Raw genomic sequence first — 19277 nt, 5'->3', positions numbered from 1 at the left:
TTCGGCAACGGACCTGCATCCGGCGTGACCTTCGGCGGGCCTGCTTTATCGGGCATCACTTTCGGTAACGGACCTGCATCCGGCTTGACCTTCAGCGGGTCAGCTTTATCGGGCATCACTTTCGGTAACGGACCTGCATCCGGCGTGACCTTCGGCGGGCCTGCTTTATCGGGCATCACTTTCGGTAACGGACCTGCATCCGGGGTGACCTTCAGCGGGTCAGCTTTATCAGGCATCACTTTCGGCAATGGACCTGCATCCGGCTTGACCTTCAGCGGGTCAGCTTTATCAGGCATCACTTTCGGCAACGGACCTGCATCCGGGGTGACCTTCGGCGGGCCTGCTTTATCGGGCATCACTTTCGGTAACGGACCTGCATCCGGCGTGACCTTCGGCGGGCCTGCTTTATCGGGCATCACTTTCGGCAACGGACCTGCATCTGGCGTGACCTTCGGCTGGTCCGCACCGTCGACCTTTACCTTCGGTGACAAATCGATATCGACTTTAATCTTCGGCTGGTCTGCACCGTCGACCTTCACCTTCGGCAAGAGACCCACATCGGCTTTAACTTTCGGCTGGTCCGCACCGTCGACCTTTACCTTCGGCAAAAGACCCACATCGGCTTTAACTTTCGGCTGGTCTGCACCGTCGACCTTTACCTTCGGCAAAAGACCCACATCGGCTTTAACTTTCGGCTGGTCTGCACCGTCGACCTTTACCTTCGGCAAAAGACCCACATCGGCTTTAACTTTCGGCTGGTCTGCACCGTCGACCTTTACCTTCGGCAAAAGACCCACATCGGCTTTAACTTTCGGCTGGTCCGCACTGTCGAGCTTCGCCTTCGGCATTTTATCGGCACCGGGCATACCGTCAGGTGTAATATCTTTTCCCGTAAACATCTCTCGCATTGTTTTAAACATTTGCTCCAGCATGTCAAACAACTTGGAGAGCGAACTGGCACTAATCGTTACATTACCCTGCGATACTTGCAGGGCGTCTTGCCGCGGCGCAATCGGCGCAGCCTTTGAGTTCGCCGCTGGAACAGCTGAACCTGAGGCGTTCACTGGAAGTGCAGCCGGGGCGGCCATCGGTGTGGTATCAAACTTTACATAGGACGGAGTATTAATCGATAGCGTCATTAGTGATTTTCTCAGTAAGCACTGCCTGCCTTATTAACTTGGCCAGACAAGGGATAATAGTGATTCGCTGGAAACCCATCGAGTGGCTTCACAGTCCCTACATTCGTGGAACTTAGCGCTGTCGAGTTCCAGCTATCCCTGCTCATATAAGGACATCAATAAAATTCTTCAGACTTTATCCCTTGGATTCTTAGAGAAACCCATTAATAGAGCGGCCACGCAACGTTTGCACCGGACACAACTATTCATACACTGCTGACCCAGCAACCCACCGTCATACTTCAGCAAACGAAGCCACGGCCGAGTGTGATATTCCCGCGACTGGAGACACTTTCAATCTGACACTGTCTCTTTAAAGCTAACTACGCTTACACAACAACCAACCTTACATATCGACCCATTAATGCAGGGAACCAAACACGTCTTTCCGCATGTTACCTACTGCCACCCGTCAGGCCTTATCGCCCCACGAGGAGCGCTCTAATTCAAGCATCGGCGTTGCTCTATGCCTGCGTCAAAAACGCAAAATGCTCGCTATCTTTCGATAGCGAGCATTTTGTTGAAACAGCTGGCCCACTGACACAGTGCTCGAACGCCGTCCAAGCGTTACAACGGATGAATCAGTGTGGCGCAACCATGGCTTGCCCTGGGTGCGCCATGCCCAACAGACGGCTCACGTTCTGCAGGTCGGTTTCCCGGCGCATCGCGGTAAACAGCCCCACCGCTTCGGGGTAGTTGCGGGTCAACATCGCCAGCCATTGCTTCAAACGGCCCGGTGCCTGACGCTCAGTGAGCTGCGCCACCGACTGGGTCCAGAATTCCTGGAGCATCGGCTGCAACTGCGCCCACGTCATTTCCACCACCGCCTCGCCCGCCCGTGCTGCCGCAATCTGCCGCGCCAGGTCAGGGCGCGCGACCAGGCCGCGACCGAGCATGATGTCTTCGACACCACTGATTTCGCGGCAACGCCGCCAGTCTTCAACACTCCAAATATCACCGTTGGCAAACACCGGCACCTTGACCACGTCCTGCACGCGCGGAATCCACTCCCAATGAGCTGGCGGCTTGTAACCATCAGTCTTGGTGCGCGCATGCACCACGATATGTGCAGCACCGCCCTCGGCCAGGGCCGTGGCGCACACCAGCGCGCCATCCGGGCTGTCGAAACCCAGGCGCATCTTGGCGGTCACCGGTATATGGGCCGGAACGGCACGCCGCACATGTTCGACGATCCGGTTGAGCAGCTCAGGCTCCTTGAGCAGTACCGCACCGCCACGCGATTTGTTGACGGTCTTGGCCGGGCAGCCGAAGTTGAGGTCGATCACTTGCGAACCCAGTTCGCAGGCCAGCGCGGCGTTTTCCGCCAGGCACACCGGGTCAGAGCCCAGCAACTGCACGCGCAGCGGCACGCCCGCCGCCGTGTGGGCACCGTGCAGCAGCTCCGGGGCAAGCTTGTGAAAATACGCGGGCGTGAGCAGGCGTTCGTTGACGCGGATGAACTCGGTCACGCACCAGTCAATACCGCCGACGCGGGTCAACACGTCGCGCAGGATGTTGTCGACCAACCCCTCCATGGGCGCCAAAGCAATTTGCATGGAAAACACTCAACAAAAATCGTGGCGCAGTTTACTGGGTTTCCCGGCGTAAACGTTAACCCCCCGTCAGCGCGGGGGCGTAGCCGTCGATAAACTCAACGGGCATGCGCTTGGGCTTGCCGGTCGACAGCTCGATGCACACAAACGTGGTTTGCGCGCGCAGCAGGGTCGCGCCGTCGCTGGGGCGTACCAACTGGAAACGACGGGTCATTTTAAGGCGCTGGTCCCAGTCGACAATCCACGTGGCGAGCTGCAACTCGTCGCCCTCGTAGCCGGCGGCCAGGTAGTCGATCTCATGGCGCACCACCGCCATGGCGCGATCAAGCCTGCGGTATTCGCTGAGGTCCAGCCCCAGGCACTGGGAATGGCGCCAGGCGCAACGCTCCAGCCAGGCCACATACACCGCATTATTGGCGTGCCCCAGGCCGTCGATGTCGTCAGCGGCGACCTGCAAGTCGATGATAAACGGCGTTGCCAAATCCCAGCCCATGCCTTGCTCCAGTCGATTAATGTCGGCGGGGCAGTGTATCAGGCGGGTTGCCGCGCCTGTAAACCAGCGCCTGCGAGCAAGCTTATGACGGCCTCGATCACCCGCGGGTCGGCCAGCACTTTCTGATGGCCGCCCTGCTCCAGGCGCAGCAGGCGGCTGTCGAACCAAGCCTCGTGGATGGTTTGAGAGGCGCTGACCGGAACAAACGTGTCGTCTTCGGCGTGCACGATCAGGCCGGGAATCGTCATCTGGTAGTTCGCCACGTCCAGGTGCTTGAGCGGCATGCCGAAGGCCGCCTCGATCTGCTGAATAAACGCCGAGCGCGCACGCGGCGGCAAGCCCATCATGCGAGTAAAGCCGCGCAGTGCATCAAGAAAGCGCGAGGGCGCGGCGATACTCACCAATGCTCGCGTGCGCAGCCCCAATTGCACCGCGAGCATCGCGCTGGCACCGCCCATCGAATGCCCCACCACCGCGTGCAGCGGCGGCAGCTCGGCCGAGGCTTCAAGCATGGCGCGGGCAAACAGCAACACATGCGCTTCGCGCCCAGGCGAACGACCGTGGGCCGGGCCATCCAGGGCAATCACTGAGTAACCATCAGCCACCAACGCGGTGATCAAGCTGGCGAACTGTGTTGGGCGCCCTTCCCAACCGTGCATCAGCAGCACCGCAGGCCCTTGGCCCCAACGCAGCGCCGACAAACCAAAACGCAAGGTGATGCGTTCCGATTGCGCCAGCAGCGGCAATTCCCAATCACGCGGGGGGTGGTTGCGCGGCGTCATGAAGATGCGCCGCGATTGGTTGGCCACCAGGCGCGGCGCCAAGCGCCCGACCGTGCCGTTGAAGCCACGAACCCAGGTTAATGCACCCATCATGCGACTCCTGCTCAGCGCACCGCCGATTTGGCTGCGCGTAATACGCGGTCCGACAACTCGCCAGGCCCTAGGGCGCGCGCCAACGCCAACCCGCCAACCATCAAGGCCATATCAGCCAGGGCTTTATCGGCGTCCTCAGGGCTGGCAGACAACTGTGCGACCATCAGCTCGGTATGCTCGTTGAGTACTTGGCGAAATTCGTCCGGCAGGCGGCTCATCTCACCCACCGTGGCAGGTATCGGGCACGCCTGGTCGGTTGCGTCGCGGTGCTTGCGTGACAGGTAAAACGCCGCCACCAGCCCGCGGCGTTCCTCACCGGTGAGTTGCGCGTCCATGTCGGCAATCAACGCACGACGCCGCGCGAGTAACTCGGTGAAGGCCTCGAGCATCAATGCGTCTTTGCTTTCAAAGTGCGCGTAAAAACCACCGACCGTCAGCCCTGCCGCGCCCATGACTTCGCCCACACTGGGTTCGGCCGGGCCGCGCTGAACCAGCGCAGCGCTGGCGGCTTGCAGAATGCGTTCACGGGTGTGTGCTTTTTTATCGTTCATCGCGTGCCTCCGACTCTCATGAGTCGAATATTATTACCATAATAATATTCTGCAAGCGACAAGCATGACCGCTGATCAAAGGCGTGGGGAATGAGAAGGAGGTTGGCCAAACGCCAGACAAACAAAAGGGCCATTCAATAATTGAATGACCCTTAAAAATCCCGCAGAGCGGGTAATCGTGGCGTCCCCTAGGGGACTCGAACCCCTGTTACCGCCGTGAAAGGGCGGTGTCCTAGGCCACTAGACGAAGGGGACACAAACCTTCTATACAACCTGACCAGGCTGAGCCTGATCAATTCAAGGACGGTGTGGCCAACCCTTGAACGTGTAAATTGGTGGAGCTAAACGGGATCGAACCGTTGACCTCTTGCATGCCATGCAAGCGCTCTCCCAGCTGAGCTATAGCCCCGGATTTTTCGCCTCGCGGCGCAGCAGCCTTATCGAGCTGCTTGTTGAAAATGGCGTCCCCTAGGGGACTCGAACCCCTGTTACCGCCGTGAAAGGGCGGTGTCCTAGGCCACTAGACGAAGGGGACAAAACCTTCTGTACAACGTGAACAGATTAAATCTGATCAATTCAAAACCGGTGTGGCCAGGCCTTGAACGTGCAAATTGGTGGAGCTAAACGGGATCGAACCGTTGACCTCTTGCATGCCATGCAAGCGCTCTCCCAGCTGAGCTATAGCCCCTCATCGGTGAGGACGGGGCGAATCTTAATGGCGCTTTGGAAGACTGTCAAATTTATTTTCAACATTTTTCAAAGTTTTTTGCCGGGATAACAATCACTTACCGATCAAACCCCGGAAAACCGGGGTTTGATCGTTACAGCACGTTGCTTAAGCGATAGCGCCCAGCAGCTTTTCCCATTCCTTGTTTTCTTTCTTCGACACACCACCAAGCAAATCAAGGGCTTGGCGCAGACGGAAACGCGTCAGGTCGGGGCCGAGAATTTCCATCGCATCAAGTACCGACACCGAACTGGCCTGCCCGGTGATCGCGGCAAACATCAACGGCATGGCATCGCGCAATTTCAGCTCAAGCGACTCCACCACCGCCTGAATCGTCGCCGTGATCGCATCCTTCTCCCACTGGCGCAGGCTTTCGAGCTTCCACAAGATCAACTGCATCAACTGGCGAACCTGATCGCCCGAGAGTTTCTTCGATTCAAACAGCTTGGCATCCGGGCTCACGCCGCCGGCAAAGAAGAAGCTGGCCAACGGTGCAACCTGGCTGAACGTCTCCACCCTGCCCTGCACCAGCGGTGCAATCTTCATCATGTATTCGGGGTTCAACGCCCACTGCTGCACGCGGCTGGCGAATTCTTCCACCGGCAGGTCACGCAGCCATTGGCCGTTGAGCCACGACAGCTTCTCGATGTCGAAGATCGGCCCGCCGAGGGAGACGCGCGACAAGTCGAAGTTGTCGACCATTTCCTGCAGCGAGAACTTCTCGCGCTCGTCCGGCATCGACCAACCCATGCGGCCCAGGTAGTTGAGCATCGCTTCGGGCATGAAGCCCATGCGCTCGTAAAAGGTCACCGAGGTCGGGTTCTTGCGCTTGGACAGCTTGCTCTTGTCCGGGTTACGCAGCAGCGGCATGTAGCAAAGCTGCGGCTGTTCCCAGCCGAAGTATTCGTAGAGCAGGATCAGTTTCGGCGCCGATGGCAGCCATTCTTCGCCGCGCAGTACATGGGTGATGCCCATCAGGTGGTCGTCGACCACGTTGGCCAGGAAGTACGTCGGCAGACCGTCGGTCTTCATCAGCACTTGCATGTCCATGCGGTCCCACGGGATCTCGACGTCACCGCGCAGCATGTCCGGCACCACGCACACGCCCTCGCTCGGCACCTTCATGCGGATCACATGCGGTTCGCCGGCGGCCAGGCGCTGCGCCACTTCTTCAGGCGACAACAGCAATGCGCGGCCATCGTAACGCGGGGTTTCGCCACGCGCCTGTTGCTCGGCGCGCATCTGGTCCAACTCTTCGCTGGTGCAAAAACACGGGAACGCATGGCCCATGTCGACCAGTTGCTGGGTGTACTGCTTATAGATGTCGCTGCGTTCGCTTTGACGATACGGGCCGTGCGGGCCGCCCACGTCCGGGCCTTCCGCCCAGGTAATGCCCAACCAGCGCAAGGCGTCGAAGATCTGCTGTTCCGACTCACGGGTGGAACGCACCTGGTCGGTGTCTTCGATCCGCAGGATGAATTCACCGCCGTGCTGCTTGGCAAAGCAGTAGTTGAACAAGGCGATGTAAGCAGTACCGACGTGGGGATCCCCAGTGGGCGATGGCGCAATGCGCGTGCGGACGGTGGTCATGGCAGGTCTCGAATGGGCGATAAAGCTGAAAATTCAAACAAGGGGCGAATGGTAACAGCCCCAGGTGGTCAGGCTCCAGCGCGGGTGAACAGGGTCACAGTGTGGGAGCGGGCTTGCTCGCGATACGGCAAGCCCGGTCACCGCAGATCAAACGGCCAACAAGCGCTCACGCAACTTGCCGATCTCATCACGCGTCTGCGCCGCCGCCTCAAACTCAAGATCGCGCGCCAACTGGTACATCTTCTCTTCCAACTGGCGGATACGCTTGGTGATCTCACTCGGCGAACGCAGCTCGTTTTCGTACTTGGCGCTCTCTTCGGCGGCCTTGGCCATGCCTTTGCGCTTCTTGCTGCGCGAGCCAGGCACGGTGGCGCCTTCCATGATGTCGGCGACGTCCTTGAACACACCCTTTGGGGTAATGCCATTGGCCAGGTTAAACGCGATCTGCTTGTCGCGCCGCCGATCGGTCTCGCCAATCGCGCGCTCCATGGAGCCGGTGATGCGGTCGGCGTAGAGAATCGCCCGACCATTGAGGTTACGCGCCGCACGGCCGATGGTCTGGATCAGCGAACGCTCGGAGCGCAGGAAGCCTTCCTTGTCGGCATCCAGAATCGCCACCAGCGACACTTCTGGCATGTCCAAACCTTCACGCAGCAGGTTGATCCCCACCAACACGTCAAAGGTACCCAAGCGCAGGTCGCGGATAATCTCGACGCGCTCCACGGTGTCGATGTCCGAGTGCAAATAACGCACGCGCACGCCGTGGTCGGCCAGGTAGTCGGTCAAGTCTTCGGACATGCGCTTGGTCAGCGTGGTGACCAGCACGCGCTCTTCGAGCGCTACACGCTTATGGATTTCCGACAACAAGTCGTCAACCTGCGTCAACGCCGGGCGGATCTCGATTTGCGGGTCTACCAGGCCAGTCGGCCGCACCACTTGCTCAATCACACGGCCGGCATGCTCGGCTTCATAGTTGCCGGGCGTGGCAGACACAAAAATCGTCTGCGGGCTGATGGCTTCCCACTCGTCAAAGCGCATCGGCCGGTTATCCAGCGCCGACGGCAGGCGAAAGCCGTACTCCACCAGCGTCTCTTTACGCGAACGGTCGCCCTTATACATCGCGCCGACTTGCGGCACGCTGACGTGCGACTCGTCGATCACCAGCAAGGCGTCTGGCGGCAGGTAATCGTAAAGCGTCGGCGGAGGCGCCCCGGACTCGCGACCCGAGAGGTAGCGCGAATAGTTTTCGATGCCGTTGCAGTAGCCCAGTTCAAGGATCATCTCCAGGTCGAAGCGCGTGCGCTGCTCAAGGCGCTGGGCTTCTACCAGTTTGTTATTGGAACGCAGGTACTCCAGGCGTTCGGCCAACTCGACCTTGATGCCCTCGATGGCGCCCATCAGGGTTTCACGCGGGGTCACGTAATGGCTTTTCGGATAGAAGGTGAAGCGTGGCAGCTTGCGGATGACTTCGCCGGTCAACGGGTCGAAGGCCGACAGGCTCTCGACTTCATCGTCAAACAGCTCGATGCGGATCGCTTCCAGGTCGGATTCTGCCGGGTAGATGTCGATCACATCGCCGCGCACACGGAAGGTCGCACGGGCAAAGTCCATGTCGTTGCGCGTGTACTGCAAACTGGTCAGGCGGCGCAGCAGTTCGCGTTGGTCGAGTTTGTCACCGCGGTCGACGTGCAGCACCATCTTCAAATAGGTTTCCGGGCTGCCCAGGCCATAGATGCACGACACCGTGGTCACGATGATCGCGTCTTTGCGCTCCAGCAACGCCTTGGTCGCCGACAACCGCATCTGCTCGATGTGGTCGTTGATCGACGCATCCTTCTCGATAAAGGTATCGGAGGACGGCACATACGCTTCGGGCTGGTAGTAGTCGTAATAGGAAACGAAATACTCCACCGCGTTGTTCGGGAAGAACGCCTTGAACTCGCCATAAAGCTGCGCGGCCAGGGTTTTGTTCGGCGCCAGCACCAGCGTGGGCCGATTGATCTGCGCAATAACGTTGGCGATGCTGAAGGTCTTGCCCGACCCGGTCACCCCGAGCAGCGTCTGATGCGCCAGGCCGGCTTCGATGCCTTCGACCATTTGGCGAATGGCTTCGGGTTGATCGCCGGCGGGTTCAAAACGGGTGACGAGCTGGAAATCCGACATAACGTACCTCTTTCAAGTCACCCCAGGCTGGACACCGCCGAGGACGAAAAAAGCTCAGCGACCCGCGAATAGTCATCGCAGGTTGCAGGAAAAAACCATGATAGCTGTAGAAGTGGAGGCGAATGTGACGGGTTTCAAGGCAATCGTCCTACTTGCCGTCTACGATCAAGGTGGCAGTGGGACTAACCGTCGGCAAATAAACCGAAAAACTTGGCCTAAAAGCCGTTTCGGTGGTCGCCCTGCGCGGTGCGGGCCTCTATACTAGCTCCCCGTTTGTGCACCGCTCTAGTGCATTCGGCTGGAGCGCGACACGTCCCTCCATTCCCCCATAGAGCTGCCGCAAAAATGAGCCTGTTCTCCGCTGTCGAAATGGCACCACGCGATCCAATCCTGGGCCTCAACGAAGCATTCAACGCCGACACACGAACCACCAAGGTCAACCTTGGCGTGGGCGTTTACTGCAACGAAGAGGGGAAGATTCCACTCTTGCGTGCCGTTGCCGAAGCGGAAGCCGTTCGCGTGGCGCAACACGCCGCCCGTGGCTACCTGCCGATCGACGGCATCGTGGCTTACGACCAAGCCGTGCAAACGCTGCTGTTCGGTGCTGACTCGCCGCTGCTGAGCGCTGGCCGCGTGATCACCGCCCAAGCCGTGGGCGGCACCGGCGCGCTGAAAATCGGCGCCGACTTCCTCAAGCAACTGCTGCCGAACGCCGTGGTTGCCATCAGCGACCCGAGCTGGGAAAACCACCGCGCGCTGTTCGAAACCGCCGGTTTCCCGGTGCAGAACTATCGCTACTACGACGCTGCCACCCACGACGTCAACCGTGCCGGCCTGCTCGAAGACCTCAACGCCCTGCCGCCACAGTCCATCGTGGTGCTGCACGCCTGCTGCCATAACCCGACCGGCGTAGACCTGAGCCCGGCCGACTGGCAAGACGTGCTGAATGTAGTCAAGGCGAAAAACCTGGTGCCGTTCCTCGACATGGCCTATCAAGGCTTTGGCGACGGCATCCACGAAGACGCCGCTGCCGTGCGCCTGTTCGCTGAATCGGGCCTGACCTTCTTTGTGTCCAGCTCGTTTTCCAAGTCGTTCTCGCTGTACGGCGAACGCGTGGGCGCGCTGTCGATCGTCAGCGAATCCAAAGAAGAAAGCGCGCGCATCCTGTCGCAGGTCAAGCGTGTGATCCGCACCAACTACTCCAACCCGCCCACCCATGGTGCGGCGATCGTGGCGGCGGTGTTGAACAACCCCGAGCTGCGCGCCCAGTGGGAAGCCGAACTGGCCGAAATGCGCCTGCGCATCCGTGGCATGCGTGAGCAGATGGTCGCCGAACTGGCCAAGGCCGCACCGGGCCACGACTTCAGCTTCGTCGGCCGCCAGCGCGGGATGTTCTCCTACTCCGGCCTGAGCGTTGAGCAAGTGACGCGCTTGCGCAGCGAGTTTGGTATCTACGCGCTGGACACCGGGCGTATTTGTGTCGCGGCGCTGAACCAGTCGAACATTGGTGCTGTGACCCAGGCGATTGTTCAAGTGCTGTAAGCCTGCAAGGCTGTACGAAGGGGAAGCCAATGGCTTCCCCTTTTTTTGTTGTGGCTGTATGTGTTGTGGCGAGCGGGCCTGTTGTGGCGAGCGGGCTTGCTCGCGTTGGGCTGCGCAGCGGCCCCAAAACCCGGCGACCTTGAACTAACTGAAGGAATGCAGTGCCTGAACAAGGGGACGCTACGCGCCCCAACGCGAGCAAGCCCGCTCGCCACAACAACCCGTTAGACTGAACCCCCGACTGCCCCTTTGCTGTGAGAGCCCTATGAGAGACGACGACCTGGACCTGCGTGCCGACCGCGATGAACTGCACGACTTCACCCCGCGCGCGCCGCAACCCAAGCGCCAGAAAAGCCTGGTGCTGCAAGTGGCGCTCGGGGTGTTCCTCGGCGGATTGGCCTTGTGGCTGGTGCAACTGGGCGCGACCGCGATAATGGCCAAGCTGGCAATGGGCACTTTCCAGTTCGGCGGCTGAACACACGCCCACCAAGTTTTATGGCGTTTCCACAGCCCGTTCCTCAAGCAACTTCACAAAGCTGTTCAAACTCTGCGACACCGTGCCCCGGCGCCAGATCAGCCACGTGTGCAACGTGCGAAAATTGTCGGCCAACGGCCACACACTCACCGCGGTAAACCCTGGCATGCTTTCCAGCATGCTGCGCGGCATCAGCGCCAGGCCAGCGCCTGCGCTGACGCAGGCGAGCATGCCGTGGTAAGACTCCATCTCGCAGATTTTGCCCGGCACCGCGCCGTCGTGTGAAAACCAGCGCTCGAAGTGATGCCGGTACGAGCAATTGGAACGAAAGGTGTAAATGCTCTCCCCCGCCACATCCTGGCCACGGGTGATGGGCGAGTGATGCAGCGGTGCGATCACCACCATTTCCTCTTCAAACACCGCCACCCCTTCCAGCGTCGCATGCAACACCGGGCCATCGACAAACGCCGCCGCCAGCCGCCCCGATAACACGCCTTCGATCATCGTGCCCGACGGCCCGGTGCTCAGGTCCAGCTCGACCTTGGTGTGTTTTTGGTTGTAAGCCGCAAGCAACGCGGGAATTCGCACCGCCGCCGTGCTCTCCAGCGCCCCCAACGCAAATGCGCCCTGAGGCTCCTCGCCCGCCACCGTCGCGCGGGCTTCTTGCACCAGGTCGAGAATACGCCGCGTATAGCCGAGGAAATTCCACCCGGCCGGCGACAGCCGCAGGCGGCTTTTCTCGCGGATAAACAATTGCACGCCCAAGTCCTCCTCCAGTTGCTTGATGCGCGTGGTCAGGTTCGACGGCACGCGATGAATCAACTGCGCGGCGGCGCTGATGCTGCCTTGCTCGGCAACGGCCTTGAAGATTTCCAGCTGCACCAGATCCAAGTCATTCTCCAATCGTGAACGTATTGCTTAATATTATTCAGTTTCCAGAAAACATACATCCCCGTAGGCTGAATCCATTCCACTCATTCAGCAGGACGGTGCCATGAACGCTATTTCTCAGCAGACCCACGCCTTATCGATCAACCCCGCCAACGGCGAAACCGTCGGCAGCTACCCCTACGAAACCGAAGCGCAACTGGACGCCACCCTCACCCGCGCCACCGGCGCATTCCGCACTTGGCGCCGCCAGCCGGTCAGCCAGCGCGCCGAATTGCTCTTGGCCCTGGCCGGTGCGCTGCGTGAGCAAGCCGAAGAAATGGCGCAGATGATCACCCTGGAAATGGGCAAGCCCATCGCTCAGGCGCGTGCCGAAATCGAAAAATGCGCACACCTCAGCGAATGGTACGCCGCCCACGGCCCGGCCATGCTTGCGCCGGAACCGACCCTGGTGGACAACGGCACCGCGCACATCGAATACCGCCCGCTAGGCCCGATACTCGCCGTAATGCCGTGGAATTTTCCGGTATGGCAAGTGCTGCGCGGCGCCGTGCCGACCCTGCTCGCCGGCAATACTTATGTGCTCAAACATGCGCCGAACGTGATGGGCAGCGCCTACCTGATGAAAGCGGCGTTCCAAAAAGCCGGCTTCGCTGAAGGCCTGTTCGAAGTGCTCAACGTGAACCAGGACGGTGTGGCCAACGCCATCGCCGACCCACGCATTGCCGCCGTCACACTCACCGGCAGCGTGCGCGCCGGCATGGCCATCGGCTCGCAGGCGGGTGCCGCGTTGAAAAAATGCGTGCTCGAACTGGGCGGCTCCGACCCGTTTATCGTGCTCAATGACGCCGACCTCGACGCCGCCGTGCAAGCCGCGGTGATCGGCCGCTTCCAGAACAGCGGCCAAGTCTGCGCCGCCGCCAAACGCCTGATCATCGAAGCCGGCGTGGTCGAAGCGTTCACCGCTAAATTCCTTGAAGCCAGCCGCGCGCTGGTGATGGGCGACCCGACCTCCACCCACACTTACGTCGGCCCCATGGCCCGCTTTGACCTGCGCGACGAGTTGCACGGCCAAGTGCAGGCCACGCTGGAGGAAGGCGCGAGCCTGCTGCTGGGCGGCGACAAAGTACCCGGCGCCGGCAATTACTATGCGCCGACCGTGCTGGCGGATGTCACCGACCAAATGACCTCGTTCAAACAGGAACTGTTTGGCCCGGTGGCCTCGATCATCACCGCCCGCGACGCCGACCACGCGGTGGCACTGGCCAACGACAGCGAGTTCGGCCTTACCGCCAGCATCTTCACCACTGATTCGGCAAAGGCACGCGACATCGCCAACCAGCTGGAAACCGGCGGCGTGTTCGTCAACGCCTTCAGCGTGTCCGACCCGCGTGTGGCCTTTGGCGGCGTGAAAAAGAGCGGGTTCGGGCGTGAACTGTCGCACTTTGGTGTGCGCGAATTCTGCAACGCGCAAACCGTGTGGCTGGACCGCACCTGAGCCAAGCGCCGTGGCGACACGGCGTCAGCTGCGAATGTGCCGCCGCACGCACTGCACCAGCCCGTCCAGTGCCTGCGATTTTACCGGCGCCTCCATGCACACCGTGTGTTCCCGCTCGCCTTCGGTGACGGTCAGGGTGTAATGCACCTGGCCTGGCTTGCAGCGGTCCGGGGCTGTGCTTTGCGGCAACTGAAAGAAGTTTGAGGCTTCAATCAGTTGCCGCAATTCCTGCTGGTCCGGCTCGGGCAGCGCGTCCAGGCGCACCGTGCGAGGTTTAGCCAAACCCGGAAAAAACGCCGGGCCGCCGTTTTCCTTGATCGAAATTTGCATGGCTATACCTCACTGCCCACGTGGTGTGTCAGACATTAATGCCAACCGCCGCCCAGCCTTCCTTGACCGCCTTCTGCTCCGCCTTGTTCACGCCGTAAAGTTGCCCGGCAATATCGTGGGTGATGCGCGCAAAACGCAAAAAACCCGAGTTCGGCCGCAGCCGCGAATCACGCAACGTGTCATACCAGATACGCCCGGCTTGCTCCCAGGCGAAACCGCCAATCCTGGTGGCGACTTGATAGAACGCATGGTTGGGGATACCGGAATTAATATGCACGCCGCCATTGTCGTCATAGGTGTGCACAAAATCATCCATATGCCCCGGCTGCGGGTCCTTGCCCAGCAACTTGTCGTCAAACGCGGTGCCGGGAGCCTTCATCGAGCGCAGCGCGACGCCGTTGATTTTTGGCGTAAACAGCCCTTTGCCCACTAACCAATCGGCGTCCTCGGCTTTTTCCTTCAACGCATATTGCTTGATCAGTGAGCCAAACACGTCTGACACCGACTCGTTCAACGCGCCCGACTGATTAAAATACATCAGCTTGGCCTCGTCCTCGGTGACGCCATGGGTCAACTCATGGCCGATCACTTCGAGCGCGATGGTGAACCGGTTGAATAACTGCCCGTCCCCATCACCAAAGACCATCTGGGTCGAATTCCAGAAGGCGTTGTTGTAATTCTTGCCAAAGTGCACGGTGGCGTCCAGCGCCATACCGGCATCGTCGATGGAATTGCGGTCGAACACCTCGTCAAAAAAATCGAACGTGGCGCCTAACCCATCGTAGGCCTCGTCGACCGCGGCGTCACCCTTGGCTGGCTGGCCTTCGCCACGCATCAGGGTGCCCGGCAGTGCTTCGCTGCCGTCGGCGCTGTAGATCGAGCGCCGTTTGCTCGCCCCTGCGGCCAGCAGCATGCGCGCCTGGCCTTTGGCTGGCACCGCGGCCATGCGTAACGATCGGAACGTGCTGTCTTTGGCGCGTGTACGCAAGGCAATTTCGCGTTGAGCCTTGTCACCGTTGCGCATGATTTGCTCAAGAATATAAGGCGGGATCAAGCAGAAAACCGGGTTGCGGGGATGGCGAACACACATTGGCTGACTCCATTTTTGCGAATGACTACTGTTCGGGTGGTTCTTTCAGGGTAGTCGGCCGATGGGTTATGTGTACCCATTAATGTCATCAAATTGTGTTGCAGTTGTGTGGATTCGAGCCCCGTGAGGAACGTCCGATGCCCGCCCGTAAAGCCACTGTCGACCTGTTACACCGCCCCAGACTCGCCGATCTGCGCCCGCTGATCGCGGCCAACCCGGCAATCGCCAACCTTGAGGCCCGCGCGCCCCAACCGCATGTTACCCCGGCCAAAGCGCTGCAGAACCGACGCGGTTATGCGCAAGACTTTCTCGGCAGCTTTGCGGTGCCGTGGCCCACGGTGGCTGATTCAATCGCCGAGGATGTGCAGCCGTTGGAAGGCGGCGGCGAGCGTCTGGACTACACGCATTTCTCGGTGACGATGTCGCGTTCGCGGCGCCTGGCGCTTTACGTGGGCGTCAATATCGACGGTGGCCAGCAGGTCGATATTATTCGCAGCAATGACGTATGGGCATACGATGGCCGTTTGCCCATCACCGCCCAGACAGGCGAAGAGCTTTACACCAACAACGGCCTGGACCGCGGCCACCTGGTGCGCCGACAAGACCCCAATTGGGGCGAGGACGCGAAAACCGCCAACGCCGACACCTTCCATTTCACCAACTGCTCGCCGCAGATGAGCGCCTTCAACCAGAAGACCTGGCTGGAACTTGAGGACTACATCCTTGACAACACGCGGCGCTGGAAAACACGCGCAACAGTGTTTACCGGGCCAGTGTTGGCTGACGACGACCGCGTTTACCGTGGGGTTAAAATCCCCAAGGCGTTCTGGAAAGTGGTCGCCTACCTCAGCGACGACGGCAAGCCATCCGCCAGCGCCTACATGATTGACCAAAGCCGCGAGCTGGGTGAGCTTGACCTGATATTTGGCCAGCTCAGAACCTACCAGCGCAGTGTGATTCAGATAGAGCAACTGACCGGTATCCGTTTTGCCAACCTGGCCGACTACGACGGGTTCAGCAACGAGGAGCGCGCCACCGGCACACGCATCGAAGCGCTTATCCACGGCCCTGCGGATATTCGTGTTTAACCGCACCCACCGGTAAGGCACCCACGGTGCCTTACATCAGGTTCGCCCGTGCCCGCGCAATCGACTACCATACCGCGCCGGTTCCCAAACGGGACTAACAGGGAATCCAACGCGCGGTACACCGCGCCAATCGGAACTGCCCCCGCAACTGTAGATGCCGAGCCTGCTCCCAACTGCCACTGGACCGCGTCCGGGAAGGCGTGAGCAAGGCCGCGACGCATCAGTCAGGAGACCTGCCGGCCAAGCAAAATGACTAACCGGCGGGGTGTCCGGGAAGGACCTCCTTGCCCTGCAAAACCTGCAGCCTTCAAGGGCGTATTTCCGAGCCGTACCTCCCCTGCTTCGCCTACGGTTCACACGGAGATTGCGCCATGCTGTTACGCGTTACAGCCTTGATCACCGGCATGGGTTTCTGCGCCCTGGCCCACGCCACCAGCTACCCGCTGACGCTGCAGAACTGCGGCAGCACGCTGACCTTCGAGCACGCACCCGCGCGCAGTGTGACCATCGGCCAGTCTGCCACCGAAATGCTCTACGCCCTGGGCGTGGGCGATAAAGTGGTCGGCACCTCGCTGTGGTTCAACAGCGTTTCACCGTCATTCAAGGCGCAGAACGACAGCATCGAACGCCTGGCCGATAACGAGCCGAGCTTTGAAGCCGTGATCGCCAAGCGCCCGCAACTGGTGGCCGCCGAGCTGGAATGGGTGGTTGGCCCGCAAGGCGTGGTCGGCACCCGCGAGCAGTTTCACGAACTGAAAATCCCGACCTACCTGCTGCCGTCCGACTGCGAAGCCAAGGACAACCTGGTGGGCGCCGACGGCACGCGGCTGGCGCCATTCCGCATCGACACCGTCTATAAGAGCATCAGCCAACTGGCGGAGATTTTCGACGTACAGGCGCGCGGCCAGCAACTGACCGACGCGCTCAAGGCCCGCTTGGCCAACGCCGTCGCCACCGTGCAGAGCAAAGGCCTCAAGCACGCCAGCGCCGTGGTGTGGTTCTCCAGCGCCGAGCTCAACAGCGACCCGTACGTGGCCGGCCACAAGGGCGTTCCCGAGTTCATGCTGCAAACGCTGGGCCTGCACAACGTGGTGCAGTCCGATGAAGAGTGGCCAGCCGTCGGCTGGGAAACCATCGCCAAGGCCAACCCGACCTTCCTGATCATCGCCCGCATGGACCGCCGCCGCTACCCGGCCGACGACCATGAAAAGAAACTCGCGTTCCTGCGCAGCGACCCGGTCACGCGCAACATGGACGCCGTGAAAAACAACCGCATCATCATCCTCGACGCCCTCGCATTGCAGGCCAGCCTGCGCACCTTTGATGGCCTTGAACAACTGGCCAGCGCCATCGACGGCTACGACCTGCACAAATGATGCGCAGCCTACTCGCCCTGGCGCTGCTGTTGATCGCCGTACTCGCCGGGGCAGCCATCGGCGAAACCAACATCGAACCACAGGTGGTGTTGCAGGTGCTCGCCAACAAACTGTGGGCGGCGGGTTACGTGCTCGACCCGATCGACGAAGGCGTGGTGTGGAACTACCGCCTGACCCGCGCCCTGGTGGCCGCAGCCTGTGGCGCGGGGCTGGCCACGTGCGGGGTGATTTTGCAATCGTTGCTGCGTAACGCGCTGGCCGATCCGTACTTGCTGGGCATCAGCGCCGGCGCCTCAACTGGTGCGGTATTGGTGGCGTTGGTCGGCATCGGCGGCGGTTTGATTTCGTTGTCGGCGGGTGCATTTGCTGGCGCCATGGCAGCCTTTGCACTGGTGATTTTGCTGGCGCGCGTGAGTGGTTCGTCCAGCGCCACAGGGCAGGTTATTTTGGCGGGCATCGCCGGTTCGCAGTTGTTCAATGCCCTTACGGCGTTCCTGATCACCAAGTCGGCCAGCTCCGAGCAGGCGCGCGGCATCATGTTCTGGCTGCTCGGCAACCTCAGCGGCGTGCGCTGGCCTTCCGTGTGGCTGGCGGTGCCGGTGGCAGTCGCGGGTTTGGCGGTGTGCCTGTGGCACCGTCGCGCGCTGGATGCGTTTACCTTCGGCACAGACTCGGCGGCTTCACTGGGCATCCCGGTGCGGCGTGTGCAAATTGTGCTGGTGGGCTGCGCGGCGTTGGTCACGGCGGTGATGGTGTCGATTGTCGGCTCCATCGGCTTTGTCGGCCTGGTGATCCCGCACGCCGCGCGGCTGCTGCTCGGCACCGGGCATTCGCGGTTGCTGCCGGCCAGCGCCTTGGGCGGCGCGTTGTTTTTGATTGCCGCCGATGTGCTGTCGCGTACGTTGGTCAAAGGCCAGGTTATTCCGGTGGGCGTGGTCACCGCGCTGGTCGGCGCGCCGGTGTTTGCGCTGATTCTGATCGGCCGGAGAAACGCCCGATGAGCGCGCCGGTACTGAGCTGCCACGGGCTGGGCTTCAAGGTGCGTGAGACCGCGTTGCTGCGTGACATTCACCTGGAGGTTCAGCGCGGCGAAACCCTGGGCATTGTTGGCCCGAACGGCTCCGGCAAATCCACCTTGCTTAAACTGCTCGCGGGTTTGCGCACGCCTGCGGCCGGCGACGTGCAACTGGGTGGCCAGCGTTTGAGTGGATTGTCGCGCCGCGCGATTGCGCAAACGCTCGCAGTGGTGGAGCAACAAGCCGACACCTGCGACGCCATCCGCGTGTTCGACGCCGTGGCCTTGGGCCGCACGCCGTGGCTGTCGGCGCTGAGCCCGTGGTCCAGCGCTGACGATGCCATCGTGCGCCAAGCGCTGCATGACGTCGACGCCACGCACTTGAGCAGCCGTGCCTGGCGCAGCCTCTCCGGGGGTGAACGCCAACGCGTGCACATTGCCCGCGCACTGGCGCAACGGCCGCAGATTTTACTGCTGGATGAACCGACCAATCACCTGGATATTCAGCACCAACTGGGGATTTTGAAAGGCGTGCACGCGTTGCCCGTGACCACCTTGATTGCGTTGCATGACCTCAATCAAGCGCTGACCTGTGATCGCTTGGCCGTGCTGGACAAGGGCCGGTTGGTGGCACTCGGCAAGCCGCTGGAGGTGCTGACACCGCAGCGGTTGCTGGACACGTTTGGGGTGCAGGCGCATTACCTGAGCGACCCGTTTGACGGCGCGCTGATCTTGCGGCTGCGCCCCAACTAGCTGATGAAACAATCCCGTTTTAAAGCCGAACACGGTCAACTGTGGGAGCGGGCTTGCTCGCGATAGCGGTGTATCAGTTGAAAACTACTTAC

At 60.7% G+C, this 19277-nt stretch carries 16 protein-coding genes, 4 tRNA genes, 1 pseudogene and 1 riboswitch; of the genes and pseudogenes, 7 read left to right on the top strand and 14 right to left on the bottom strand.

Annotation, left to right across the window (positions count from 1 at the left end; all coding sequences use genetic code 11):
• The 11 genes and pseudogenes from AO240_RS07660 to uvrB all read right to left on the bottom strand — a co-directional run.
• Nucleotides 1-1139: pseudogene (locus AO240_RS07660) on the bottom strand (hypothetical protein); the annotation flags it as partial.
• A gap of 620 nt (nucleotides 1140-1759) precedes the next feature.
• The gene (locus AO240_RS07655) at nucleotides 1760-2734 is read right to left on the bottom strand and encodes a tRNA-dihydrouridine synthase (protein ID WP_099235915.1); all 975 of its coding nucleotides are present in this window, start codon (nucleotides 2732-2734) and stop codon (nucleotides 1760-1762) included.
• 55 nt (nucleotides 2735-2789) lie between these two features.
• Nucleotides 2790-3224: a thioesterase family protein gene (locus tag AO240_RS07650; protein ID WP_099235913.1), complete on the bottom strand. Its 435-nt coding sequence runs from the start codon at nucleotides 3222-3224 to the stop codon at nucleotides 2790-2792.
• 38 nt (nucleotides 3225-3262) lie between these two features.
• A complete protein-coding gene (locus AO240_RS07645; protein WP_099235911.1) occupies nucleotides 3263-4096 on the bottom strand; it encodes an alpha/beta fold hydrolase in 834 nt (277 codons plus the stop codon).
• A gap of 14 nt (nucleotides 4097-4110) precedes the next feature.
• Entirely contained in the window at nucleotides 4111-4650 is a 540-nt protein-coding gene (locus tag AO240_RS07640; RefSeq protein WP_099235909.1) for a TetR/AcrR family transcriptional regulator, read from the bottom strand.
• A gap of 179 nt (nucleotides 4651-4829) precedes the next feature.
• Nucleotides 4830-4905: transfer RNA gene (locus AO240_RS07635), tRNA-Glu, on the bottom strand.
• A 78-nt stretch (nucleotides 4906-4983) separates the two neighbouring features.
• A tRNA-Ala gene (locus AO240_RS07630) sits at nucleotides 4984-5059 on the bottom strand.
• 50 nt (nucleotides 5060-5109) lie between these two features.
• Nucleotides 5110-5185: transfer RNA gene (locus AO240_RS07625), tRNA-Glu, on the bottom strand.
• A 77-nt stretch (nucleotides 5186-5262) separates the two neighbouring features.
• Nucleotides 5263-5338, bottom strand: a tRNA-Ala gene (locus AO240_RS07620).
• Nucleotides 5339-5485: 147 nt separating this feature from the next.
• Nucleotides 5486-6967: a glutamate--tRNA ligase gene (gene gltX / locus AO240_RS07615; protein ID WP_099235907.1), complete on the bottom strand. Its 1482-nt coding sequence runs from the start codon at nucleotides 6965-6967 to the stop codon at nucleotides 5486-5488.
• A 147-nt stretch (nucleotides 6968-7114) separates the two neighbouring features.
• Nucleotides 7115-9130 (bottom strand): excinuclease ABC subunit UvrB, encoded by a 2016-nt coding sequence (gene uvrB, locus AO240_RS07610; RefSeq protein ID WP_058411864.1) that lies wholly within the window; start codon nucleotides 9128-9130, stop codon nucleotides 7115-7117.
• A 345-nt stretch (nucleotides 9131-9475) separates the two neighbouring features.
• Between uvrB and AO240_RS07605 the strand changes: the two genes are divergently transcribed.
• Nucleotides 9476-10672: an amino acid aminotransferase gene (locus AO240_RS07605; RefSeq protein WP_058411865.1), complete on the top strand. Its 1197-nt coding sequence runs from the start codon at nucleotides 9476-9478 to the stop codon at nucleotides 10670-10672.
• Nucleotides 10673-10937: 265 nt separating this feature from the next.
• On the top strand, nucleotides 10938-11147 hold the full coding sequence (locus AO240_RS07600; RefSeq protein ID WP_058411866.1) for a hypothetical protein: 210 nt from the start codon (nucleotides 10938-10940) through the stop codon (nucleotides 11145-11147).
• Nucleotides 11148-11165: 18 nt separating this feature from the next.
• On the opposite strand, the gene AO240_RS07595 is transcribed toward AO240_RS07600, so the two are convergent.
• The gene (locus AO240_RS07595) at nucleotides 11166-12038 is read right to left on the bottom strand and encodes a LysR family transcriptional regulator (protein WP_099235905.1); all 873 of its coding nucleotides are present in this window, start codon (nucleotides 12036-12038) and stop codon (nucleotides 11166-11168) included.
• A 103-nt stretch (nucleotides 12039-12141) separates the two neighbouring features.
• Here AO240_RS07595 and AO240_RS07590 point away from each other — a divergent pair, with 103 nt between their 5' ends.
• A complete protein-coding gene (locus AO240_RS07590) occupies nucleotides 12142-13533 on the top strand; it encodes an aldehyde dehydrogenase family protein (RefSeq protein ID WP_099235903.1) in 1392 nt (463 codons plus the stop codon).
• A 24-nt stretch (nucleotides 13534-13557) separates the two neighbouring features.
• On the opposite strand, the gene AO240_RS07585 is transcribed toward AO240_RS07590, so the two are convergent.
• Together AO240_RS07585 and AO240_RS07580 are read right to left on the bottom strand one after the other, a co-directional pair.
• Nucleotides 13558-13863 carry a protealysin inhibitor emfourin gene (locus tag AO240_RS07585; RefSeq protein WP_058411869.1) on the bottom strand — a complete coding sequence of 102 codons (306 nt, stop codon included), beginning with the start codon at nucleotides 13861-13863 and terminating at the stop codon, nucleotides 13558-13560.
• A gap of 28 nt (nucleotides 13864-13891) precedes the next feature.
• Nucleotides 13892-14953 carry a M4 family metallopeptidase gene (locus AO240_RS07580; RefSeq protein ID WP_099235901.1) on the bottom strand — a complete coding sequence of 354 codons (1062 nt, stop codon included), beginning with the start codon at nucleotides 14951-14953 and terminating at the stop codon, nucleotides 13892-13894.
• Between the two features lie 137 nt (nucleotides 14954-15090).
• Between AO240_RS07580 and AO240_RS07575 the strand changes: the two genes are divergently transcribed.
• From AO240_RS07575 to AO240_RS07560, 4 genes are all read left to right on the top strand, one after another.
• Complete coding sequence (locus AO240_RS07575; RefSeq protein WP_099235899.1) at nucleotides 15091-16041, top strand: DNA/RNA non-specific endonuclease; 951 nt, start codon at nucleotides 15091-15093, stop codon at nucleotides 16039-16041.
• A 61-nt stretch (nucleotides 16042-16102) separates the two neighbouring features.
• Nucleotides 16103-16297: riboswitch (cobalamin riboswitch) on the top strand.
• A gap of 115 nt (nucleotides 16298-16412) precedes the next feature.
• Nucleotides 16413-17417, top strand: a complete 1005-nt coding sequence (locus tag AO240_RS07570) for an ABC transporter substrate-binding protein (protein ID WP_099235897.1) — start codon at nucleotides 16413-16415, stop codon at nucleotides 17415-17417.
• A complete protein-coding gene (locus AO240_RS07565; protein WP_099235896.1) occupies nucleotides 17414-18418 on the top strand; it encodes an iron ABC transporter permease in 1005 nt (334 codons plus the stop codon). Before AO240_RS07570 ends, AO240_RS07565 begins: the two co-directional genes overlap by 4 nt.
• Complete coding sequence (locus AO240_RS07560) at nucleotides 18415-19185, top strand: ABC transporter ATP-binding protein (RefSeq protein ID WP_099235894.1); 771 nt, start codon at nucleotides 18415-18417, stop codon at nucleotides 19183-19185. Before AO240_RS07565 ends, AO240_RS07560 begins: the two co-directional genes overlap by 4 nt.
• Nucleotides 19186-19277: the final 92 nt, after the last annotated feature.

The sequence above is a fragment of the Pseudomonas sp. ICMP 460 genome (genome assembly GCF_002723595.1).
GTDB lineage: Bacteria > Pseudomonadota > Gammaproteobacteria > Pseudomonadales > Pseudomonadaceae > Aquipseudomonas > Aquipseudomonas kitaguniensis.
This window is presented reverse-complemented; position numbering and strand designations above follow the sequence as displayed.